The organism is Bradyrhizobium sp. AZCC 1678 (genome assembly GCF_036924765.1).
Taxonomy (GTDB): Bacteria; Pseudomonadota; Alphaproteobacteria; order Rhizobiales; family Xanthobacteraceae; genus Bradyrhizobium; species Bradyrhizobium algeriense.
Genome location: NZ_JAZHSE010000001.1, coordinates 3147953 through 3170067, shown reverse-complemented (window position 1 = coordinate 3170067; position 22115 = coordinate 3147953). Strand labels below are relative to the sequence as shown.

Genomic DNA, 22115 nt, shown 5'->3' with positions numbered 1-22115 from the left:
ATGTCCGATGCCGTGGTGCCCCACCGAGTAGAGCCGAGCGCGCAGCGGACGCGCGCCGGCACGGGCTGGATCAAGCGCGCGCTCGACAGCGATATTTTCTATTCGTTCCGCCGCTCGCGAATGACCATGGTGGCGGCCGCCGTCACCGTCCTGTTCTTTCTGCTGGCGCTCTTCGCATCGCAGCTCGCGGTGCAGAACCCGTTCGATCCGGCGCAGCTTCAATTGATGAATTCGCGCATCTCGCCGCTGTGGACCGCCGATGGCCAGAGCCCGTTCCTGCTCGGCACCGACGAACAGGGCCGCGACGTATTTTCAGCCATTCTCTACGGGTTGCGGATCTCGCTCGTGGTCGGCGTGCTCGGCGTCATCTTTGCCGGGACGCTCGGCATCACGCTTGGCCTGATCGCGGGCTATGTCGGCGGCGCGGTCGACGGCTTGATCATGCGCATCGCCGACGTGCAGCTCACCTTCCCCGCGATCCTGATCGCGCTACTCGTCAACGGCGTCGCCAAGTCCGTATTCGGCAACCGGCTGGACGCCATGAGTACGCTGGCGGTGCTGGTGGTCGCGATCGGGCTGAGCTTCTGGGTGCAATATGCCCGCACCGTGCGCGGCTCGGTCATGGTCGAGAAGAGCAAGGATTACGTCGCGGCAGCCCAACTGATCGGCCTGCCCGCGCCCAAGATCATGCTGCGGCATGTGCTGCCCAACACGATGGGCCCCATCCTTGTCATCGCCACCATCAACCTCGCGCTCGCCGTCATCACCGAGGCGACGCTGTCGTTCCTGGGCGCCGGCATGCCCGACACCATGCCCTCGCTCGGCACCCTGATCCGGATCGGCAACAACTATCTGTTCGCCGGCGAATGGTGGATCGTCGCCTTCCCCGGCATAGCGCTGGCGGGACTGATCCTCTCCATCAACCTGCTCGGCGACTGGCTGCGCGACGCGCTCAATCCAAAGCTCCGATGACCGTTCCTGTCCTTTCCGTGCGTAACCTGGAGGTGGAATTCCTCACCCGCCGCAGCACGCTGCGCGCGATCAACGGGGTGTCGTTCGACATCGCCAAGGGTGAAGTGCTCGGCGTGGTCGGCGAGTCCGGCGCCGGCAAATCGGTCACGGGGCTTGCCGTCATCGGGCTGATCGATCCGCCCGGCCGCATCGCAGGCGGCGAGATCTACCTGTCGGGAATGCGGATCGACCATCTGCCACCGGAAGAAATCCGCCGCATCCGGGGCAAGCGCATCGGGATGATCTTTCAGGATCCGCTGACCAGCCTCAATCCGCTGTACCGGATCGGCGACCAGATCGTCGAGACGATCCGGACCCACCTGAATCTGTCGGAGACCGCGGCGCGCAAGCGCGCCATCGACCTGCTGGCCGAGGTCGGCATCCCCGCGCCCGAGAAACGCATCGATGCCTATCCGCACGAATTCTCCGGCGGCATGCGCCAGCGCGTCGTGATCGCGCTTGCGATCTGCGCCGAACCCGAACTGATCATCGCCGACGAGCCGACCACCGCGCTCGACGTCTCCGTGCAGGCGCAAATCATCTCGCTGATCAAACGCCTCGGGCGCGATCACGGCACGGCGGTGATGCTGGTGACCCACGACATGGGCGTGATCGCCGAGACCTCCGACCGCGTGGCGGTGATGTATTCGGGGCGGATCGCCGAAATCGGCCCGGTGCAGGACGTGGTGCAGAACCCGCTGCACCCCTACGCCAAGGGATTGATGGGCGCGATCCCGACGCTGGCCGGCGAGGACAAGCGACTGGTGCAAATTCCCGGCTCGATGCCGCGGCTGTCGGCGATCCCGCCGGGCTGCTCGTTCAATCCGCGCTGCGCCTTCGCGTTCGACCGCTGCCGCGTCGATCGGCCGGAACCGCTCAAGCACGGCTCGCACGCCGTAGCCTGCCATCTCTTCGATACCGCGCCGAACGAAACCGCAAAGGAGACCGCGGCATGACGGCCTCCTTTGTCGATGTGAGAAATCTGCGCCGCGTGTTCGACGTCTCGAAACCGTGGCTCAACCGTGTCCTCGAGGGCGGCCATCTGGAATTTTTGAAGGCCGTCGACGGCGTGACCTTCGATATCAAAAAGGGCGAAACTTTTGCGCTCGTCGGCGAGTCCGGCTCGGGCAAGACCACCGTGGCGCGGATGGTGGTGGGATTGCTGCCGCCGAGCTCGGGTGAAGTGATCATCGACGGCGTGTCGATGACAAATGCGCGGCAGGCACAGGCGCGTCAGCGGCTGCGCCGCCGCATCCAGATGATCTTCCAGGACCCCTATGCGAGCCTCAATCCGCGTTTTCGGGTCGATGCCATCGTCTCCGAACCGATCCGCGCCTTCGACCTGATCCAGGGCGAGCGCGATATCAGAACGCGCGTCGGTGAATTGTTGAGCGTCGTCAGCCTGCATCCCGACGACGGGTTGAAATATCCGCATGAATTCTCTGGCGGCCAGCGCCAGCGTATCGCGATCGCACGCGCGCTGGCGTCGGAGGCAGAATTCATCGTCTGCGACGAGCCGACCTCGGCGCTGGATGTTTCCGTTCAGGCGCAGATCCTCAACCTGATGCGCGACCTGCAGGACAAGTTCGGCCTGACCTATCTCTTCATCAGCCACAACCTCGCCGTGGTCCGCCATATGGCGACCCGGATCGGCGTGATGTATCTCGGCCGTATCGTCGAGATTGCGGAAGGGCGCGAGCTGTTCGCCAATCCCCGGATGCCCTACACCAAGATGCTGCTGGGGGCGGTCCCGGATCTCGCGATGTCCGGCCGCCAGCGGATCCCGGTCAAGGGCGAAATCCCCAATCCGATCGATCCGCCGCCCGGCTGCGCCTTCAACCCGCGCTGCCCGCTGGCGTTCGATCTCTGCCGGAAGGAAGCGCCGGCCCTGATCGACGGCGTCGCCTGCCATGCCGTCAACCATCCGGTTGAGACCACGGCCCTGGTATGATCACGGGGATGGGTGCAATGCGTGGCATCCCAGCGGTTGGCATCCAGCCTCGCCTGTGGTCAAGTGCGCCCGCATCAAGATACCAGCACCGCATCGGACTCCCATGAGCAACATCAATCCCGATCCGTTCACCACAAGGCCGGAAATCGAAGGCACTTTTGGCGTGGTCACCTCGACCCACTGGATCGCGACCGCGGTCGGCATGGGTATCCTGGAAAAAGGCGGCAACGCCTTCGACGCCGGTGTGGCCACCGCCTTCACGCTGCAGGTGGTGGAGCCGCATCTGAACGGTCCCGGCGGCGACGTGCCGATCATCGTGCACGACACCAAGCGCGGCCGCACCGAGGTGATCTGCGGCCAGGGCCCCGCGCCTGCGAAGGCAACAATTGCGCATTACAAGAGCGAAGGCCTGGAGATGGTGCCCGGCACCGGGCTTCTCGCCGCCTGCGTGCCCGGCACGTTCGAATCCTGGATGCTGCTGCTTCGCGACTACGGCACGATGCGGCTGCGCGACGTGCTCGAGCCTGCGATCGCCTATGCGCGCGACGGCTATCCGCTGGTCGAGCGCGCATCCGCGACTATCCAGGTCGTCGAGAAATTGTTCCGCAATCACTGGACGACGTCGGCCGCCGTCTACCTGCCGAACAACGAGGTGCCGCGGCCCGGCACGTTATTCACCAACAAAAAACTCTCGGAAACCTACGCCCGCATTCTGAAGGAGGCCGAAAGCGCCGGCTCCGACCGCGTTGCGCAGATCGAACGCGCGCGAAAATCCTGGTCGCACGGCTTCGTGGCGGAAGCGATCGACAAGTTCTGCCGTACCCAGGAAGTGATGGATGTCAGCGGCTCGCCGCATCGCGGCGTGCTTTCGGCCGACGACATGGCGCGCTGGCAGCCGACCGTCGAGGCGCCGCTGACGTATGACTATGGCCGCTACACCGTCTGCAAGCCCGGCGTCTGGAGCCAGGGCCCCGTGATGCTGCAGCAGCTCGCGCTGTTGAAGGGCTTTGAGCTCGACGGGCTGGATCCCGCCGGTCCCGAGTTCATCCATCTGCAGATCGAATGCGCCAAACTCGCCTTCGCCGACCGCGAGAAGTTTTATGGCGACCCGAAATTCACCGAAATTCCGATCGCGACGTTGCTGTCGGACGCCTACAACGACGAACGCCGCAAGCTGATCTCAAGGGACAAGGCCTCGCTCGATTTCATCCCGGGCTCGGTCGAAGGTTTCGGCTCGGTCGTAAAGCTGCGCCGCGCCGAAGGTGACCGCGAAGCGGTCGGCGCCATGGGCGCGGGCGAGCCGACCGTCGGCCGCTTCGGCGAGGTGCGCGGCGACACCGTGCATTTCGACATCATCGATCAGGCCGGCAACATGATTTCAGCAACGCCGTCCGGCGGCTGGCTGCAATCCTCGCCGGTCATTCCGGAACTTGGCTTCTGCCTCGGCAGCCGCGCTCAGATGTTCTGGCTGGAGGAAGATCACCCGGCCGCACTCGCGCCCGGCAAGCGCCCACGGACCACGCTCTCGCCGACCATGTGCTATCGCGACGGCGAGCCGTACATGGCCTGGGGATCGCCCGGCGGTGACCAGCAGGATCAGTGGACCACGCAATTCTTCCTGCGGCACGTCCACGCCAAACTGAACCTGCAGGAAGCGATCGACGCGCCGGCCTGGCACTCCGAACACTTCCCGATCTCGTTCTGGCCGCGCACCGCACGTCCCGGCGTGCTCGTGGTCGAAAACCGCGTGCCGAAGGCGACCGTCGATACCCTGAAGGGCCGCGGCCACGTCGTCGAGATCGGCCCCGACTGGTCGGAAGGTCGCCTCACTGCAGCTTCCAAAGTTGGCCGCCGCCGCCGCGCTGCCGCCAATCCCAGGGGCATGCAGGGCTACGCGGCCGGACGATAGTTAGAGAAGAGACAAGATGACCTGGTCGATCATCGCCCGCGATTCGCTCACCGGCCAAATTGGTATTGCGGTTGCGACCAGATTTTTCGCGGTGGGCGCGCGCGTGCCGCATATCGCATCCGGTATCGGCGGCGTCGCGACGCAGGCGCTGGTCAATCCCTATTACGGCATCGACGGCGTAAAACTGCTGCGCGAAGGGCGCGAGCCCCGCGAGGTGGTGGAGACGCTGATTGCCACCGACGACGGCCGCGAGGCCCGGCAGCTTCATGTCATGGATATCAAGGGCCGGATCGCCGCGCATACCGGCAGCGAATGCGTCGACTGGTGCGGTCATATTCAGGGCGACGGCTTTTCGCTTGCCGGCAACATGCTGGCTGGCGCCTCCGTGCTCGACGATACCGCGCAGGCCTTTATCGCCAATGCCAGCCTGCCCTTTGCGCAGCGGCTGATCGTGGCCATGAAGGCCGGCGAAGCCGCCGGGGGCGACAAGCGCGGCAAGCAATCGGCCGCGCTGGTGATCCAGGGCGAAGAAGAATGGTCCGATCTCGACCTGCGCGTCGACGACCATACCGATCCGCTTGCCGAACTCGAGCGGCTGGAACAGGTCAGCCGCGAGCGCTGGGTGCATTTCCGCCCGTTCCTGCCGACGCGCAGGAATCCGGCCGGGATCACCGACCGCGCCGTGATTGACGCCACCATCGAAGCGGCGTTGGCGGGCAAGACATGACGGCAGGTCCGCTGATCGAAATCGAGGGCCTGCGCGTGGTGTTCCACGGCGACGACGGCCGCACCACGCACGCGGTCGACAGCGTCGATCTCAGCGTGGCCAACGGCGCCACGCTGGGTCTGGTCGGTGAATCCGGCTGCGGCAAGAGCGTAACCTCGCTCGCCATCATGGGGCTGCTGTCGAAACATTCCGCCGAGGTCTCCGGCTCGATCCGCTTCGACGGCTTCGATCTGCTGGAAGTGCCCGACCAAACCCTGCGCGACCTGCGCGGCAACCGGCTGGCGATGATCTTCCAGGAGCCGATGACCTCGCTCAATCCGAGCTTCACCATCGGAGACCAGATCATCGAGACGATCCTGCGCCATCGCGGCGGTTCGCGGGGACGGGCGCGCGAGCGCGCCATCGAGCTGCTGCGCCGCGTCCACATCCCCTCGCCCGACAAGCGGATCGACGAGTATCCGCACAAGCTCTCCGGCGGCATGCGCCAGCGCGTGATGATCGCGATGGCGCTGGCCTGCGACCCCCGCCTTTTGATCGCCGACGAGCCGACCACCGCGCTTGACGTCACCTTGCAGGCACAAATCCTCGATCTGATGCGCGAACTCAAAGCCGCCAGCGGCGCCGCGATCATCCTGATCACCCATGATCTCGGCGTGGTCGCCGAGGTCTGCGACGAGGTCGCGGTAATGTATGCCGGCGAAATCGTCGAGCGCGCGCCGGTCGATGAGCTTTTCGCCAATCCGCAGCATCCCTACACTGTCGGCCTGCTCGGCTCGATCCCGCGGCTCGACCGCCGAGCCGCACATCTGGCGACCATCGAAGGCATGGTGCCCAACATGGCGAACCCGCCATCCGGTTGCCGCTTCGCCGCACGCTGCCCCTTTGTTATCGAGACCTGCGTGACCGCGCCGCCGCCGCTCGCCATCGTGAGCACGGGCCACGCCTCGCGCTGCATCCGTGCACCGCTGGAGCGGCTGGTGTCATGACCGCGCTTCTCGAAGTCGACGGCCTCGTGAAGCATTTCGTCGCCGCGCGTTCTGTGTTCGGAACACCCACCGCCTATGTCAAAGCGGTCGACGGCGTCAACTTCACCGTCGAGGCCGGCAAAACGCTGGCGCTGGTCGGCGAATCCGGTTGCGGCAAATCCACCGTGAGCCGGCTGGTGCTGCGGCTGATCGAGCCGGATGCTGGAACCGTCCGCTTCGAAGGCCGCGACCTCGGCGCGCTCGACGCCAACGCGTTGCGCGCCTTCCGCCGCGACGCGCAGATCATTTTCCAGGACCCCTATGCGTCGCTCAACCCGCGCATGACCGTCAGCCAGATCCTCACCGAGCCGCTGGCGCTGCACGATCTGGTGCCGGCTGCGCGCCGGCGCGAGCGGGTCGAGGAGCTGCTGCGGCTGGTCGGGCTGGAGCCGCGCTTCGCCCGCCGCTATCCGCACGAGTTTTCCGGCGGCCAGCGCCAGCGTATCGCGATCGCGCGGGCGCTGGCGGTGGAGCCGAAGCTGGTCATCTGCGACGAGCCGGTATCCGCGCTCGACGTCTCGATCCGTTCGCAGATCCTCAATTTGCTGCGCGACCTGCAGGACCGGCTCGGCCTCGCCTACATCTTCGTCTCACATGATCTTGCGGTCGTGAAGCACATCGCCGACCGCGTCGCCGTGATGAATCTCGGCGGCATCGTCGAGACCGCGGCCGCCGACGCGCTGTTCGCAGCGCCCCGGCATCCTTATAGCCGCGCGCTGTTGTCAGCCATTCCAGTGCCCAAGCCGCAGGCCAAACGCAGCCGCATCGTGCTGGAGGGCGAGATGCCGAGCGCGCTCAATCCGCCCGCCGGCTGCCGCTTCCATACCCGCTGCCCCTACGTCATCGCGCGCTGCCGCACTGAAATTCCGCCGCTGCTTGCCGACGGCACGGGACACGCCACCGCCTGTCACCGCACCACAGAATTGCCGGCGCCCGAAAATATCGTTCCCGCCGATGGCGGCTTTTCGCCGGTGCTGGAAAAATTGGTCGCCGCCTTCAGCGGCGGCACGGAAGGTGCAGGCCGCGCCGGGGTTGGTATATCAGGGACACGGCCAACAGCGTAATCGTGGATAAGGGGATGGCAGCATGAAAATCTTTCGTTTGGCAGTCACCGCGGCATCGCTGCTGCTGTCGCTTCCGGCAATCGGTCAGGCCCAGACCACGTTGCGGATCGGGCTCGCCGAGGATCCTGATATCCTCGATCCGACCATGGCCCGCACCTATGTCGGCCGCATCGTGTTCGCATCGTTCTGCGACAAGCTGTTCGACATCGACGAGAAGCTCAACATCGTGCCGCAGCTCGCGCTGAGCCATGAGACTTCGGTCGACGGCAAGGAAGTCACCATCAAGCTCAGGCCCGGCGTCAAGTTTCACGACGGCGAGGCCTTCAATGCGGAGGCCGCAAAGTTTTCGCTGGAACGGCATCTGACATTTCCGGGCTCGTTCCGAAAGCCGGAACTGGCGGCCGTCGATCGTATCGATGTCGTCGATCCCCTCACCATCAAGCTGACATTGAAGGCGCCCTACTCGCCGCTGGTCGCACAGCTCACCGATCGCGCCGGAATGATGGTATCGCCCAAGGCGGCAAAAGAGGCCGGCGACAAGTTCGGGCTGCGGCCGGTTTGCGCCGGTCCCTACAAATTCGTCGAGCGCGTGCAGCAGGACCGCATGGTGTTCGAGAAATTCGCGGACTACTGGAACAAGGACAGTATCCACATCGACCGCATCGTCTACCTGCCGCTGGTGGATGCGACAGTGCGGCTTGCCAATTTGAAATCCGGCGGCCTTGACCTGATCGAACGCGTGCTCGCGACGGACCTCAAGGAGGTGCAGACCGATCCGAAACTCAAATTGTCCACCGCGATCGAGCTCGGCTATCAGGGCGTGACGTTGAACGTCGGCAAGGACAAGGCCAAGGGACCGCTCAGCCAGTCCGCCAAGGTGCGGCAGGCGCTCGACCTGTCGCTCGACCGCGACGCGATCAGTCAGGTGGTGTCCAACGGCGAGTTCAAGCCCGGAAACCAGTGGGTCAACCCCGATCATCCCTATTACCAGAAAGCCTTTCCGGTGCCGAAGCGCGACATCGCCAAGGCCAAGGCGCTGTTGAAGGAAGCGGGCGTCACGCCGCCGGTCAGCGTCGACTTCATGGTGTCGAAAGGCGCTGAAACCGAAGCGGCATCGCAGGTGATCCAGTCGATGGCGGCGGAGGCCGGTTTCGACATGAAGCTCAGGGTCACTGAGTTCGCCACCTCCTTGAAGCAGGCCGAAGCCGGAGAATACCAGGCTTATCTGCTGGCCTGGAGCGGCCGGATCGATCCGGACGGCAACTCCTACATCTTCCAGAAGACCGACGCGCCGCAGAACTACAGCGCCTGGTCCAACAAGGAGGCCGACAAGGCGCTCGATGACGGCCGTCTTGTCACCGACCAGGCGCAGCGCAAGGCGATCTATGAAAAACTGGCGAAGATCGTGCTGGAGGAAAAGCCGCTGCTCTATATCTATCACCGCCGCATCCTGATCGCGCATACGACGAAGCTCGAGGGCTACAAGCAGATGCCGGACGGGCTGGTGCGTGTGGTCGGGCTGAAGCTGAAGTGAACGCTGCTGCGCCCGGGGACGCGCCATGCTGAATTTTCTCGCACGGCGCGTTGTCCAGCTGATCCCGACGCTGTTCTTCGTCTCGATCCTGATTTTTTCGCTGCAGCAATTGCTGCCGGGCGATCCGGCGCTTGTCATGGCGGGCGAGGAACGCGACCCTGACGTCATCGCGCAGATCCGTCAGCAATACCGGCTCGATCAGCCGGTGCCGGTGCAATATGTCTACTGGGTCAAGGGCGTGCTATCGGGCGATTTCGGCGAGTCGCTGCGCAACAAGGTATCGGTGCGCGAGCTGATCGCACAGAAACTGCCGGTGACGATGCAACTGGCGTCGATGGCGATCATCATTGCCTTCCTGGTCGGCATCCCCGCGGGAATCATATCGGCCGTCAAGAAGGGCACGGCCTGGGACTATGGCGCGAATTTCTTTGCGCTGTGGGGAATCTCGACGCCCAACTTCTGGCTCGGCATCATGCTGATCTTCCTGTTCTCCATCAAGCTCGGCTGGCTGCCGGCATCAGGCTATGTGCCGCTGACCGAGAACTGGCGCGCCAGCATCGCCTCCACCATCATGCCGGCCTTCGTGCTGGGCAATGCGATCGCCGCCATCCTGATGCGGCATACCCGCAGCGCCATGCTGCAGGTGCTGGAAAGCGATTACGTCCGCACCGCCCGCGCCAAGGGCCTTTCCGAACGCTCGGTCATCCTCAAGCACGCGATGCGCAACGCGCTGACGCCCGTCATTACGCTGGGCGCGCTCGAACTGGGCACGCTGCTGTCGGGCGCGGTGCTGACCGAGCAGATTTTCTCGATTCCGGGCTTTGGCAAGCTGATCGTGGACGCGGTGTTCAACCGCGATTATGCGGTCGTGCAGGGCGTCGTGTTGACGACGGCGACGATCTACATCACGCTCAATCTCATAGCCGACATCGCCTATGTCCTCGTCAATCCGCGGCTGAGGACCTAGGCCATGACCGACGCTGCCCTCGGCGCGATCAAGCTGACCGCTTCCGACGAACTGGAGAGCCCGGCGCGGCGCGCGCTGCGGCGCCTGTTCAAGCGCAAGGGCGCGGTGGCGGGCCTTGTCGTGATCGCAATCATCGTCCTGCTCGCGCTGTTTGCGCCGCTGATCTCGCCTTACGAGCCGATCGCGACGAGCTGGTCGCTGGTGCGCAAGCCGCCCTCCGCGCTGCACTGGTTCGGTACCGACGAACTCGGCCGCGACATTCTCGCGCGCGTGATCTACGGCGCGCGGGCTTCGCTGCTGGCCGGCGCAATCTCGGTCGGGATCGCACTTTCCATTGGCGTGCCGCTCGGCCTGTTGTCGGGTTATCGCGGCGGCTTCATCGACGCCCTGATCAGCCGCATCACGGACGCGATGCTGGCCTGCCCGTTCCTGATCCTCGCGATTGCGCTGGCGGCGTTTCTGGGGCCGAGCCTCGGCAATGCCATGATCGCGATCGGCATCTCGGCGACACCGATCTTCGTGCGGCTCACGCGCGGGCAGGTGATGAGCGTCAAGGTCGAGGACTATGTCGAGGCCGCGCGCGCCATGGGTAACCCGCGGTGGCGCATCGCGCTGTTTCATATCCTTCCCAACATCATGCCGGCGCTATTGGTGCAGGCGACACTGTCGATCGCCGCGGCCATCATTGCGGAGGCCGCGCTGTCCTTCCTCGGCCTCGGCCAGCAGCCCCCGGCACCATCCTGGGGCAGCATGCTGAACGCCGCGCAGCGCTTCCTCACCAACGCGCCCTGGATGGCGGTCTGGCCGGGGCTTGCGATCTTCCTCGTGGTGCTCTCGTTCAACCTGGTCGGCGACGGCCTGCGCGACGCGCTGGATCCGCGGGAGCGGTAGCCGCTGGAAGATCGTCATTGCGAGCGCAGCGAAGCAATCCATAGCGCCGCAAGGAAGGTGGATTGCTTCGTCGCTTCGCTCCTCGCAATGACGGGCAATTTACCTGACTACCGCTAAATCACCACTTCCCGCAGCACCCTTCGGCAATCCATCTCATACGCAAGATCGATCACCGGCGGCCGGGCAAAATGCCAGGTCAGCCCCGAACGCGCGGCGCCACGCCGAACGAGGGCATCGGAAAAGACATGGTGGAAATCGTGGATGGTGTAGGTCTGCACAGCCGTCGCATCGTTCCAGCCGAACCCGAATTCGCCCATGCGCCGCTCCATCACGCCGGCGACGTAACGCACCTTCTCCGCAATGCCCTCGGGGCTGATGTCACGGTAACGCACCGTGCGCTCCGCATAGCTCGCGTTGCCTTCCTGCGACTCGCCACTGCCTGCGATGACGAAGCTCGGCGTCGTGCTTTGGCTCGGCCGCGTGAATGAAAACGCATAAAACGACGGCTCGGCCGGCGGATCGATCTCCGGACAGACATTGCTGCGCGCTACCGGATTGGTCTTGCCGTCATAGACGCCCCACTCCGCCAGCGTCTTGACGTAGTGCAGGTTGAAATTGCGGAATCCTTCGTCGGTGAAGGCGGCCGGTGAACGCAGCTCGCAGGCACAGAACGATGTCAGCGGCCTTCCCGCCGCCTGAATGTATTTTGCGATCTGCGCAAAGCCCTCGGCCAGCGGCACCCATTTGTCGAACCGTACCCGCTCGATTTCATAGCCGGGATTGGCCGCTACCCCGCCGGAATACTGAAACACGGCCGGAATGAAGCGGTAGTTGCCGGCTGCAAAGTCGCTCGTCATGTTGGCTCCCCTGTTTCTTTCTTCCTAGCATGCATGGGCCGGCGGCGTCGCCGGTCGCATGACTGCCGGCACAAAAAAGCGGCGGCAGCGATTTCCGCTGCCGCCGCTCGCGATTATTCGCGGGCCTGAGAGCTCAGGTCGGCTTGAGCGCCGTCTTCCCGAGATCGAAATCGGCAATCTCCTTGGTCCGCTCCGAGTCGGCCTTGGCCTGGTGGTCGGTAGCGAGCCAGACATAAACCGCCGGAAGCACGAACAGCGTGAACAGCGTACCGATCGACATGCCGGAGACCACGACGAGACCGATCGAGAAGCGGCTCGCCGCACCTGCGCCGGTCGCGGTCAATAGCGGAATCAAACCGGTGACCATCGCTGCCGTCGTCATCAGGATCGGACGCAGCCGGATGCGGGCGGCCATCTCGATCGCCGAACGCTTGTCGAGGCCTTCCTTGAGCTGCAGCTCGTTGGCGAACTCGACCATCAGGATGCCGTGCTTGGTGATGAGGCCGACCAGCGTCAACAACCCGACCTGAGTATAGATGTTGATGGTGGCCATGCCGAAGAACAGCGGGATCAGCGCCCCGACGATCGCCATGGGAACGCTGATCATGATCACCAGCGGATCCCACAAGCTCTCGAACTGCGCCGCCAGCACCAGGAAGATGATGATCAGCGCGAAGCCGAAGGTGATCGCTAGCTGGTTGCCTTCCTGCACATATTGGCGGGAATCGGCCAGATAATCGTGGCCGAAACCGGCGGGCAACTTTTTCGCCTCACCCTCCAGGAAGTCTACCGCCTGCCCGACGGTCACGCCCGGCATCGGCACCGCCTGGAAGGTCGCGGAATTGAGCTGGTTGTAATGCGTCAGCGAGTTCGGATCGGTGGCGGTCTCGATCGACACGATGGTCGACAGCGGCACCAACTGCCCGGTGTTGGTCGGGACGTAGTAACCGCCGAGCGATTCCGGCGACAGCCGCATGCCGCGCGGCACCTGCGGAATCACCTGATAGGACCGTCCTTCGAGATTGAAGCGGTTGACGTAATTGCCGCCCAGCAGCGTCTGCAGCGTGGCACCGACCTGCGCCATGTTGATGCCGAGATCGCTGGCCTTGGAACGGTCGACGGAGACGCGCACCACCGGCTGATTGAAATCGAGGTCAGAGTCGGACACGATGAACAAGCCGCTCTTGCGTGCAGCAGCCTTCAGCTTGTTCATCTCCTCGTAGACAACCTGGAAGCCGGAGGTCGAGTTGATCACCATCTGCACCGGCAAACCGCCCGGCCCGCCCGGAAGCGGCGGCAGGTTGAACGCGAACGCCTGGACGCCTTCAATCTTGGCGATCTCCGCCTGCACCAGCGGCTTCAGCTTGATCGAGGAACGCTCGCGCTCGTCCCACGGCTTCAACAGCATGCCGGCAATGCCGCCCTGCGGCCCGTTGATGCCGTTCAGGACGAAGCGCAGGTCGGTTTCGGGGAATTTGGCGAACGCCTTGTCGAGCTTCTCGCCGTAGAAGTCGACATAGTCGATGTTGGCGTATTTCGGCGCCTTGGTCACCGAGAACACGATGCCCTGATCCTCTTCGGGAGCGAGTTCCTTGGCCGTGTTCATATAGAGGAATCCCACCAGGCCGAGGATCGTCAGCGCGAACACGCCGGTGATCGGACGATAGTCGAGCGAGCGGTCGAGCTGACGGCCGTACCAGCGCGTCATCGCGCCGAACACGCGGTTCACGAGCCTGGCGAACCGCCCCTCGTCGGCACTCTTCAATAAGACCGAGCACATCATCGGCGACAGCGTCAGCGCGATCACGCCCGATACGATCACCGAGCCCGCCAGCGTGAAGGCGAATTCGCGGAACAGCGAACCAGTCAGGCCGCCGAGGAAGCCGATCGGCGCGTACACGGCAGCGAGTGTAATCGTCATCGAGATCACGGGACCGACGATTTCGCGCGCGCCCTGCAGTGACGCCTGCACCGGCGTTTTTCCTTCCTCCAGATGGCGATGGATGTTCTCCACCACCACGATGGCGTCGTCGACCACGAGCCCGATCGCCAGCACCATCGCCAGCAACGTCAGCAGGTTGAAAGTGAAACCCATCATCAGCATCAGGCTGCAGACGCCGATCAGCGACAGCGGAATCGTGACCACGGGGATGATGACGGAGCGGAACGAGGCCAGGAACAGGAAGATCACGACCACGACGATCAACACGGCCTCGATCAGCGTGTTCTTCACCTCGTCGATCGATGACTGAATGAACTTGGTGGAATCGTAGGCCACCTTCATCTTCATCGATGGCGGCAGGTTGCGTTCGAGCTCCGGAAACAGCGCGCGCACGCCCTTGACCAGCGTCAGCGGGTTGCCTTGCGGCGTCGCCTGCACGCCGATGAAGATCGCGCGCTCGCCGCTGAACGCGACGCTCGCATCCGAGCTTTGGGCGGCAAGTTCGACGGTTGCAATATCCTCGATCCGCACGAAGCCGCCGTCCTTGGACTTGACGATCATCTTCTTGAACTGCTCGAGGTTCCGCAGGTCGGTGTTGGTCTGAATGTTCGAGACAATGAAATAGCCCTTGGACTGACCCGCCGCGGCCTGGAAGTTGTTGGCGGCGATCGCCGCCGAGACGTCGCTTGGCGACACGCCGCGGCCTGCCATCCGCACCGGATCGAGCCACAGCCGCATCGCAAACGTTTGCCCGCCGAGAATGTCGGCCGACGCCACGCCGTCAACCGTCGACAATACGGGCTGGACGACGCGCGTGAGGTAGTCCGAGATCGCAGATCCCGAGAGCTCGTCGCTGGAGAATCCGAGATACATCACGGCCGTGGTCTGGCCGGTCGTCTTGGTCACGATCGGGTCGTTCGATTCCTTCGGGATCAGGTATCTGACCGAGTTCACCTTGGCGAGAACTTCGGTGAGCGCCTGGTTCGGATCGAAGTTCAGCTTGACGTAGACCTGGATCGTGCTGGTGCCCTGCACGGACGAGGAGGTGATGTAGTCGACGCCCTCGGCGGAGGCGACCGCCTGCTCGATCGGCGTGGTGATGAAACCCTGAATCAGGTTGGCCGACGCGCCGGGATAGACGGTGGTGACATTGACCACCGTGTTCGACAGTTTCGGATATTGCCGGATCGGCAATACGCTGGCGGCCCGCAGACCAATCAGCAGGATCAGCAGGCTGACGACGACCGACAGGACCGGACGCTTGATGAAAATATCGGTTAAGGCCATCGCAAAATTATCCCGCTGAGTTCAGCATTTTTCCGGGCACGGCCTCATCTCAAGGACCGTTGCCCGCCTTGTCATCAGCGCGGCCCGCGGGCCGCGCGATCGTCAGTTAGTAGCGTGGCGGCTTCGCCGGTATCGGCGGCACCGGCTCGTTCGAGACCGTCACGGCCGATCCCGATTGCAGCTTGAGCTGGCCCAGGGCTACGACACGGTCGCCGTCCTTCAACCCTTTCAGGATTTCAGCACGTCCCTCGATGCGGTTGCCGGTCTGCACGAAGGTACGCGTCACCGTGAGGCTGGTCTTGCCGTCCTCTTCCTTTTTCTCGCTGAGGAGGTAGACCGAATCGCCATAGAGCGTGTAGTCGACCGCGGTTTCGGGCACGGTGATGACCGGCGGCTTGTTTGGCAGCACCACGGTGGTGGTAACGAACATGCCGGGCTTGAGGATCCGATCCGGGTTCTGGATCGTCGCCTGCACGCGGATGTTGCGCGTCTCGGTGGCGATCTGCGGCTCGATGGTGGTGATCTTGCCCTCGAAGGTGCGGCCCGGATAGGCGTCGACCGCGATACGAACGATCTGGCCGACCTTGAGCTGGCCGGAATCCTTTTCCGTCACGGTGAAGTTCGCATACAGCGCCGACAGATCGGTCAGCGAGACGATCTGCGTGCCGGCGGTCAGATATTGTCCAACCTCGACCTTGCGAACGCCGAGTTCGCCATCGAACGGCGCCCGCACCAGCTTCTGCGAGATGATGGCTTCCGTCTTGGCGATGCCGGCGCTGGCCTGATCGAACGCAGCCTGCGCCGTATCCACCGTCGCCTGCGGTCCGACCTGCCGCTCGGCCAATTGCTTGGCGCGATCCAGCGAGATCTGCGCCACGCGCTGCTGGGCCTTGAAGTTGGCAAGGTCGCCCTGCTCCGGACCGTCGAACAGCTGAACCAACGGCGTGCCCGCCTTCACGCTGGCGCCTGCCGTGAACTGAATGTCGGTGATGCGGCCGTTGACGTCGGAAGTCACGTTGACCTGATGCACGGCGGCGAGATCGCCGACCGCGGTCAGAAGGTTCGGAATGGTCTCCGACTTCGCCGTGGCGACGTTGACGCTTACCGGCGGCGGCTTGTTGTTCGCGAAAAACTGCGCGATCATCTTGCCGCGGAAATAGTTAAACCAGACCAGGCCGCCGACCAGCAGGGCCAGCAGCGTCCCCACAACGATGAACCAGCGCACCAACCGGACCGGCCGCTTGTGCGACTTGTCGCTAATCGGCTTGCCCGAAAGTTTGGGTTCAGTCACGATATTCATGTCATGCACTTTCTGCAGTTACCGATTGTCCCGAATTCGGTGACAGCTCGCCGTCCAGATGAGAAGCAATTGCGGCTTCGGTAAGTCCGATGCCGCGCAGGATGAATTGACAAAGCTGCCGCTCCAGATCGGCGGCGTTGCCGTAGGAAAGACAGGGCACGGCGGGAAGCCGCGAGAGCGCCGCCATCAGCACGGTGTGGTGGGCGAACCAGAACAGGTTGAGCGGATCGCTGCCGATCCGCGACGCATCGCCAGCCGCTACAGCGCTTTCGATCGATGCTCTAAATACCGGCCCGATCAGGCCGCCGATCTTGTCGTAGAGCAGACGCGCGAACTCGCCATCGTCGAGATGACTTGTCGTCATCAGCCGCAGCCGCTGCGCTTCCTCCTGGTCCGAACCGTCGGATACTTCCATGAAATGGCCAACCATGCCCTTGACCAGTTCGACCAGTGTGGCAGTTGAAGGCTCCTGGTCGAGCAGATGCGCGAAGTCCGGATCGGCCTCGCACTCCTCCGCGAGGATTTCGGCGTAGAGCGCGGCCTTGGAAGGGAAGTGCTTGAACAACAGCCCTTCCGAAATGGCCGCGGCCGCCGCCACGCTCTTGGTCGTGGTGCCGGCAAAGCCGTTACGGGCAAAGCATCGCTTGGCAGCGCTCAGGATCAATTGGCGCCGCAAGTCACTGGTCATACGCAGGCTAGACATGCGGGCGTGAGTAATCACTCACCTTGACGAAGTCAAGGATCTATTGCAGCGCACCAAGCGAATTCTGTCGCGGGGTGACGTCAAAGACACAGCTTCATCGCCTTGTTCGAGCACCGTTTTTCCGGGAATCCGGCGCTCACCTTGCCGGTTCATCCCGGATCAGCCGCAACCCGAACGCGCCGCTGATGGTGCGGGGCCGGAAGCTGCGCTCCGGCTTGACGCCTTGGGCACGGCATTTAAGATAGTTGCAAATGCGACTAATTTGGCGGTCGCTTACTTAATCTTCCCAGGGAGTATGGCGGGCCATGAATTCGGATGCGCGCGAACTGGCGGCCACCTTCGACCTCGAAAAGCTGACGCCGGAGTTCTATGCCAACCCCTACCCGACCTATCGCGCGCTGCGCGAGACCGATCCGGTCAAGCGGCTGCCGAACGGCTCGTATTTCCTGACCCGCTACGACGACCTGGTTGCGGCCTACAAGAACACCAAAGCTTTCTCATCGGACAAGAAGAAGGAGTTCTCGCCGAAATACGGCGCCTCCCTGCTCTACGAGCACCACACCACGAGCCTCGTCTTCAACGATCCCCCCGCCCACACCCGCGTCCGCCGCCTGATCATGGGTGCGCTCTCGCCGCGCGCGATCGCCGGCATGGAGCCCGATCTGATCCGCTTGATCGACCGCCTGCTCCACGCCATTGCCGCCAAGGGCAAGGTGGACCTGATCGACGATTTCGCCGCCGCGATCCCGATCGAAGTTATCGGCAATCTGCTCGACGTCCCGCAAGACGAGCGCGAGCCCTTGCGCGACTGGTCGCTGGCCATCCTCGGCGCGCTGGAGCCGGTGATCGGCCCGGACGCGTTCGCCCGCGGCAACAAGGCGGTGGGAGACTTCCTGTCGTACCTCGAAGGACTGGTGGCCCGGCGGCGGGCCAAGCCCGGCAATCCCGACCGCGACGTGCTGACCCGGCTCATCCAGGGCGAAGACAATGGCGAGCGGCTGACCGAAAAGGAGCTGCTACACAATTGCATCTTCCTGCTCAATGCCGGCCATGAGACCACCACCAATCTGATCGGCAACGGGCTGGTGGCATTGTCGAACCACGCCAGCGAGAAACGGCGGCTGATCGAGAACCCTTCGCTGATCAAGACCGCGGTCGAGGAAATGCTGCGGTTCGAAAGCTCCAACCAGCTCGGCAACCGCATGACGGTCGAGCCGTTCGAACTCGGCGGCATCGCGATGCCGCCGGGCACGCCGGTGACGCTGTGCATCGGCGCCGCCAACCGCGATCCCGCGCAATTCGCCGATCCCGAACGTTTCGACATTGGCCGTTCGCCGAACCGGCATCTGGCCTTCGGCACCGGCGCGCATCAATGCGCCGGCATGGCGCTGGCGCGGCTCGAGGGCGCCATCGCGATCTCGCGCTTCCTCGCGCGCTTTCCGGATTATGCACTCGCCGGCGAACCGGTCCGTGGCGGCCGGGTGCGCTTTCGCGGCTTTCTCAGCGTGCCTTGCACGGTCGGCTAGCGCCGCAGACGAACTGCACCTGCGTCGCAACACCGCAATGCAAATCAAAACAAAAGAGAACGATTTCTGCGCTTGCGCGTTGGCATTTCCGGGCGACGAAGCATGAGGGAGTTGAGATCATGCTTTCGCCATGCGCTCGCGCTGCAGCATTTTTTCTTGGTGTCTCCGCGATTGCGGTGAGCACCGGCTCGTTCGCCCAACAAGGAAGAGGTCATGGCCCAGGCGGCGTGGCTGCGCCGGCAGCCCGTCCGGCAGCACCACCTGCTATGGCCCGTCCAACGGGACCACCGCCGGCGATGGCCCGCCCAGCGGCACCGCCCGCGATGGCTCGTCCTGCAGCGCCTCCAGCCATGGCGCGACCCGCCGCACCGGCGTTCCGTGCGGCTCCCGCGCCGCAGCGTCCAGCCATGGCTCCGCACGTAGCCCCGCGGATCGCCGGGCCGCCGCGACCAGCCGCACCGCGCGTTGCAGCGCCACGACCCGAAATCCATCGTGCCGCACCGCCGCAGCGACCGGCCATGACGGGACGTCCGGAATCGCGCATCGCCACACCATCTGGCCCGCGCACATCGCCCGCCGCGGGCGCGGGGCCGTCGCGAAAGGAGCAGATCGAGACGCGCGCCCAGCAGCGTGAGCAGCGCGTCCAGCAGCGACAGCAAATTGTGCAGGAGCGGCAGCGTGACATGCTGTCGCGCCAGAGCACAGCACGCCAGGACCGCATCGATCGCCTGCAGCAGCGCGTGCAGCAATTGCAGTCTCAAAAGCCGGAAGGTCTCCGGGCGCAGCGCGCACAGGAACGGTTGTTGCAGACGCAGAACCGGGTGCTCCAGCGCGAACAGCGCCTGCAGCAGACCGATCAGGCGCGGCTGCAGCGGCTGGCACCACCGCCTTCGGCTGAACAACGATCCGCCGCTACTGCCGCCGCGCAGGCTGCAGCCCGCGGACGGTTTGCCGCGCAGTTCCGCAGCAATGATGCCTTGCAAGCCCGAACCGCGCTCATGGCCCGCGAGAACGGCTGGGCTCCCCGCCATGCCTGGCGACGCGGCCACCGCGCAGCGTTTGTGGCCTGGCTCGGCCCGGTATTCTGGCCCTACGCCTATTCCGACATCTTCAGTTACACCTTCTGGCCCTACGCCTATGACCCCGGCTATTGGGCCTACGCTTACGACGACTTCGTCGACACGGTTTTCTGGGGTACGGACAGCCCGTATTCCGCCTACGCCCGATATCCGGAGCCTGGCGCGGCGATCACCGATTTTCGAGCGCGCGGACGCGCAAGCGTGAGCCCGCAGACTCTCCGGCAATTGTGCGGAGATCCGGATAAGGGCGTGACCGCCTGGCCGATCGCGGAGATCACGCGCGCGGTCCAGCCGACGCCCGAGCAGCGCGCCCTGCTCGACGAATTGAAGGCCGCTGCAGCAAAGGCTGCCGATGTGTTCAAGGAATCCTGCGCCGATTCCTATGCGATGACGCCACCCGGTCGCTTGCGGGCGATGACAAACCGCGTCAGCGCAACGCTCGAGGCGGTAAGGATCGTGCGGCCGGCACTCGAGCAGTTCTATAATTCGCTGAATGACGAACAAAAGGCGCGCTTCAACGCGCTCGGCCCGAACGTCGGCGACCGTTCGCAACAGCAGCCGCAGCAGGAGGCAAATGCTCAGGCCGAGGCTTGCGGCGATCCGAAATCCAGCCTCACCCAGCTGCCGATCGAACGGATCGAGGCTGTCGTACGGCCGGCGGGCGAGCAAAAGGAGGCGCTTGACCGCTTGAGCGACGTGACCAAGAAGGCGGTTGCAGGGCTGCAAGCTGCCTGCCCGGACGACGTGCCGCTTACGCCGGTCGGGCGGCTGGACGCGATGGAGAAGCGGCTCAAGGCCATGCTCGAGGCAGCCGAGTGGGTACAGGACGCATTGGACAAGTTCTATGCCACGTTGAGCAGCGAACAGAAGGCGCGCTTCAATACACTGCCGCAGGTCGCAAGCCCCTGAGCGAAACTCAATCCTTATGAGGATCGAATGAGGAAATGGCACTTTGTCACGCTTCTCGCCCTGCCTTCGTCCAGTCGGCCAGATACACCTACGCGGCACCGTAACCGGATGCTCCTGATAGGCGCATTGAGCGGGATGGCGTGCATGCTTGCATCACCTTCCGCCCTGCCCCAGGCATCACAAGGAGCGGAGGACGCCTCAGGGCAACAGGCGTTCAACAATGCCTGTCGAACTTGTCACATCGTGAGAGAGGGCGATAATCGGCTCGGTCCCAACCTGCACAAAATTATTGGACGCAAAGCAGGATCGCTGCCGGACTATGGGTTTTCCAGCGCAATGAAAGAGGCAGGCTTCGTCTGGGATGAGGACAAGCTTGATCGCTTCATCGCAAACCCCGATGAGGTCGTACCCGGCAACAGCATGAAGCCGTATGGTGGCCTCTCATCGAGCGACGATAGAAAAAAGATCATCGCCTTCCTAGCTCAACCACGATAACGCCGCAGCCTCCGGCTTTTTCGGTGAAGACAGGGCGACTAGCCTTGCTCCGTTACCTCACCGTGCGCGCCAATGCCAGAGCGCGTTCCATCGCCTGCGCCACAATTACCGCAGAGCGTTCGTCGAGATGAACGCCGTCCGCCCAGCGCAGCTCGCTTCTATTCACTTCGATCGGCAACCATCTATTCGAGTCCGGAAAGGCGGCGTGAATTATTTCCCGCGTGGTCGCTGCATATCGCGATCCTTCAATCGGCTCGGCAAAAGCTAGCTCGAACAGGAATACCCGCGCGCCGCGTTGTTCCATTACCTGGACCAATTCCTCAATTCGTTTCACGTTGAACCGAGCGGCATCCGTCGGATCCTCCGCATTGAGCTGCTGCAGCGCGCGATCGACATAGATCCGGTTGTCGAAATTGCTCGGCTGCTGCCCAACCAGTCGGCGCAGGTCGAGCGCGACCTGCTCGTGCGTACGAGGGGCGTGGAGCCGCTGCTCGTACGCCGCCACCGCGGCCCTGACCGGGCGAAAGAAAAATGGCTCAGTGTCGCCGCGTGAGTACCGTTCGACCAGAGCGGTATCGGTGGAGCGAGCGAGAACATTCACCTCGACCAGAATGAACCGCGGGAGCCGCGGCTGGTTCGCAACGATTTCCAGCCCGGTGACCGGAGAGCCTCCCGCAAGCGCCAGATTCCGCAAGCCGCGCGTTGCGAAATATTCTTCCTTGAGGCGGAACGTGATCGAGCTGCCCACCAGCACGATGTCAGGCACCGGCTCGCGCAGGTAGCGGCTCAGGGTGATCAGGGTGCCGTCCCGCGTCGTCGTCGCCGGCATCTGCAGCCCGCTGCCGAAGCGCACGGTGGCGAAGCCGCAGGCGATCAAGACAATCGCCGCGGCAGCACCGCATTTTACCAACCATCGAACCGCAGACACGCTTTTTTCG

19 protein-coding genes are annotated in these 22115 nt (G+C 63.9%); 13 read left to right on the top strand and 6 right to left on the bottom strand.

Annotated features, from left to right (window positions below; genetic code table 11):
• The 10 genes from V1294_RS15035 to V1294_RS14990 all read left to right on the top strand — a co-directional run bounded on the left by V1294_RS15035 (position 1) and on the right by V1294_RS14990 (position 11079).
• The gene (locus tag V1294_RS15035; protein WP_334482517.1) at positions 1 to 972 is read left to right on the top strand and encodes an ABC transporter permease; all 972 of its coding nucleotides are present in this window, start codon (positions 1 to 3) and stop codon (positions 970 to 972) included.
• Entirely contained in the window at positions 969 to 1967 is a 999-nt protein-coding gene (locus V1294_RS15030) for an ABC transporter ATP-binding protein (RefSeq protein WP_334498165.1), read from the top strand. The genes V1294_RS15035 and V1294_RS15030 overlap by 4 nt, the downstream gene beginning before the upstream one ends.
• Positions 1964 to 2962 (top strand): ABC transporter ATP-binding protein, encoded by a 999-nt coding sequence (locus tag V1294_RS15025; RefSeq protein ID WP_334498162.1) that lies wholly within the window; start codon positions 1964 to 1966, stop codon positions 2960 to 2962. Before V1294_RS15030 ends, V1294_RS15025 begins: the two co-directional genes overlap by 4 nt.
• A gap of 103 nt (positions 2963 to 3065) precedes the next feature.
• Positions 3066 to 4871, top strand: a complete 1806-nt coding sequence (locus V1294_RS15020; protein WP_334498159.1) for a gamma-glutamyltransferase family protein — start codon at positions 3066 to 3068, stop codon at positions 4869 to 4871.
• 16 nt (positions 4872 to 4887) lie between these two features.
• Entirely contained in the window at positions 4888 to 5598 is a 711-nt protein-coding gene (locus V1294_RS15015; protein WP_334498157.1) for a DUF1028 domain-containing protein, read from the top strand.
• Positions 5595 to 6584, top strand: coding sequence for an ABC transporter ATP-binding protein (locus V1294_RS15010; protein WP_334498154.1), 990 nt, complete (start codon positions 5595 to 5597; stop codon positions 6582 to 6584). The genes V1294_RS15015 and V1294_RS15010 overlap by 4 nt, the downstream gene beginning before the upstream one ends.
• On the top strand, positions 6581 to 7687 hold the full coding sequence (locus V1294_RS15005) for an ABC transporter ATP-binding protein (protein WP_334498152.1): 1107 nt from the start codon (positions 6581 to 6583) through the stop codon (positions 7685 to 7687). The genes V1294_RS15010 and V1294_RS15005 overlap by 4 nt, the downstream gene beginning before the upstream one ends.
• A 22-nt stretch (positions 7688 to 7709) precedes the next feature.
• Entirely contained in the window at positions 7710 to 9221 is a 1512-nt protein-coding gene (locus tag V1294_RS15000) for an ABC transporter substrate-binding protein (protein ID WP_334498151.1), read from the top strand.
• A gap of 25 nt (positions 9222 to 9246) precedes the next feature.
• Positions 9247 to 10188 (top strand): ABC transporter permease, encoded by a 942-nt coding sequence (locus V1294_RS14995; RefSeq protein ID WP_334498150.1) that lies wholly within the window; start codon positions 9247 to 9249, stop codon positions 10186 to 10188.
• Between the two features lie 3 nt (positions 10189 to 10191).
• Positions 10192 to 11079 carry an ABC transporter permease gene (locus V1294_RS14990; protein ID WP_334498148.1) on the top strand — a complete coding sequence of 296 codons (888 nt, stop codon included), beginning with the start codon at positions 10192 to 10194 and terminating at the stop codon, positions 11077 to 11079.
• Positions 11080 to 11192: 113 nt separating this feature from the next.
• Here the strand turns inward: V1294_RS14990 and cnbZ are convergent, their stop codons facing one another.
• From cnbZ to V1294_RS14970, 4 genes are all read right to left on the bottom strand, one after another.
• Entirely contained in the window at positions 11193 to 11936 is a 744-nt protein-coding gene (gene cnbZ, locus V1294_RS14985) for a 2-amino-5-chloromuconate deaminase CnbZ (RefSeq protein ID WP_334498146.1), read from the bottom strand.
• Between the two features lie 133 nt (positions 11937 to 12069).
• A complete protein-coding gene (locus V1294_RS14980) occupies positions 12070 to 15165 on the bottom strand; it encodes a MexW/MexI family multidrug efflux RND transporter permease subunit (protein WP_334498144.1) in 3096 nt (1031 codons plus the stop codon).
• A 106-nt stretch (positions 15166 to 15271) separates the two neighbouring features.
• A complete protein-coding gene (locus V1294_RS14975) occupies positions 15272 to 16465 on the bottom strand; it encodes an efflux RND transporter periplasmic adaptor subunit (RefSeq protein WP_334482549.1) in 1194 nt (397 codons plus the stop codon).
• Position 16466: 1 nt separating this feature from the next.
• Complete coding sequence (locus V1294_RS14970) at positions 16467 to 17168, bottom strand: TetR/AcrR family transcriptional regulator (protein ID WP_108521890.1); 702 nt, start codon at positions 17166 to 17168, stop codon at positions 16467 to 16469.
• Positions 17169 to 17473: 305 nt separating this feature from the next.
• Between V1294_RS14970 and V1294_RS14965 the strand changes: the two genes are divergently transcribed.
• Positions 17474 to 18694 (top strand): cytochrome P450, encoded by a 1221-nt coding sequence (locus tag V1294_RS14965; RefSeq protein ID WP_334498142.1) that lies wholly within the window; start codon positions 17474 to 17476, stop codon positions 18692 to 18694.
• A 264-nt stretch (positions 18695 to 18958) separates the two neighbouring features.
• On the opposite strand, the gene V1294_RS14960 is transcribed toward V1294_RS14965, so the two are convergent.
• Entirely contained in the window at positions 18959 to 19195 is a 237-nt protein-coding gene (locus V1294_RS14960) for a hypothetical protein (protein WP_334498140.1), read from the bottom strand.
• Positions 19196 to 19212: 17 nt separating this feature from the next.
• Between V1294_RS14960 and V1294_RS14955 the strand changes: the two genes are divergently transcribed.
• Together V1294_RS14955 and V1294_RS14950 are read left to right on the top strand one after the other, a co-directional pair.
• On the top strand, positions 19213 to 20682 hold the full coding sequence (locus tag V1294_RS14955) for a Spy/CpxP family protein refolding chaperone (RefSeq protein WP_334498138.1): 1470 nt from the start codon (positions 19213 to 19215) through the stop codon (positions 20680 to 20682).
• Between the two features lie 144 nt (positions 20683 to 20826).
• Positions 20827 to 21177 carry a c-type cytochrome gene (locus tag V1294_RS14950; protein WP_334482561.1) on the top strand — a complete coding sequence of 117 codons (351 nt, stop codon included), beginning with the start codon at positions 20827 to 20829 and terminating at the stop codon, positions 21175 to 21177.
• Positions 21178 to 21229: 52 nt separating this feature from the next.
• Here the strand turns inward: V1294_RS14950 and V1294_RS14945 are convergent, their stop codons facing one another.
• Entirely contained in the window at positions 21230 to 22105 is an 876-nt protein-coding gene (locus tag V1294_RS14945) for a hypothetical protein (RefSeq protein WP_334498136.1), read from the bottom strand.
• Between the last annotated feature and the right edge of the window lie 10 nt (positions 22106 to 22115).

Bases quoted from the DNA above. Each gene is read 5' to 3' on its own strand.
- V1294_RS15015 (WP_334498157.1), top strand. From the start codon at position 4,888: ATGACCTGGTCGATCATCGCCCGCGATTCGCTCACCGGCCAAATTGGT.
- V1294_RS15000 (WP_334498151.1), top strand. From the start codon at position 7,710: ATGAAAATCTTTCGTTTGGCAGTCACCGCGGCATCGCTGCTGCTGTCG.
- V1294_RS14995 (WP_334498150.1), top strand. From the start codon at position 9,247: ATGCTGAATTTTCTCGCACGGCGCGTTGTCCAGCTGATCCCGACGCTG.
- V1294_RS14970 (WP_108521890.1), bottom strand. From the start codon at position 17,168: ATGTCTAGCCTGCGTATGACCAGTGACTTGCGGCGCCAATTGATCCTG.
- V1294_RS14955 (WP_334498138.1), top strand. From the start codon at position 19,213: ATGACGGGACGTCCGGAATCGCGCATCGCCACACCATCTGGCCCGCGC.
- V1294_RS15025 (WP_334498162.1), top strand. From the start codon at position 1,964: ATGACGGCCTCCTTTGTCGATGTGAGAAATCTGCGCCGCGTGTTCGAC.
- V1294_RS15020 (WP_334498159.1), top strand. From the start codon at position 3,066: ATGAGCAACATCAATCCCGATCCGTTCACCACAAGGCCGGAAATCGAA.
- cnbZ (WP_334498146.1), bottom strand. From the start codon at position 11,936: ATGACGAGCGACTTTGCAGCCGGCAACTACCGCTTCATTCCGGCCGTG.
- V1294_RS14965 (WP_334498142.1), top strand. From the start codon at position 17,474: ATGAATTCGGATGCGCGCGAACTGGCGGCCACCTTCGACCTCGAAAAG.
- V1294_RS15030 (WP_334498165.1), top strand. From the start codon at position 969: ATGACCGTTCCTGTCCTTTCCGTGCGTAACCTGGAGGTGGAATTCCTC.
- V1294_RS14950 (WP_334482561.1), top strand. From the start codon at position 20,827: ATGCTTGCATCACCTTCCGCCCTGCCCCAGGCATCACAAGGAGCGGAG.
- V1294_RS14980 (WP_334498144.1), bottom strand. From the start codon at position 15,165: ATGGCCTTAACCGATATTTTCATCAAGCGTCCGGTCCTGTCGGTCGTC.
- V1294_RS15005 (WP_334498152.1), top strand. From the start codon at position 6,581: ATGACCGCGCTTCTCGAAGTCGACGGCCTCGTGAAGCATTTCGTCGCC.
- V1294_RS14990 (WP_334498148.1), top strand. From the start codon at position 10,192: ATGACCGACGCTGCCCTCGGCGCGATCAAGCTGACCGCTTCCGACGAA.
- V1294_RS15010 (WP_334498154.1), top strand. From the start codon at position 5,595: ATGACGGCAGGTCCGCTGATCGAAATCGAGGGCCTGCGCGTGGTGTTC.
- V1294_RS15035 (WP_334482517.1), top strand. From the start codon at position 1: ATGTCCGATGCCGTGGTGCCCCACCGAGTAGAGCCGAGCGCGCAGCGG.
- V1294_RS14975 (WP_334482549.1), bottom strand. From the start codon at position 16,465: ATGAATATCGTGACTGAACCCAAACTTTCGGGCAAGCCGATTAGCGAC.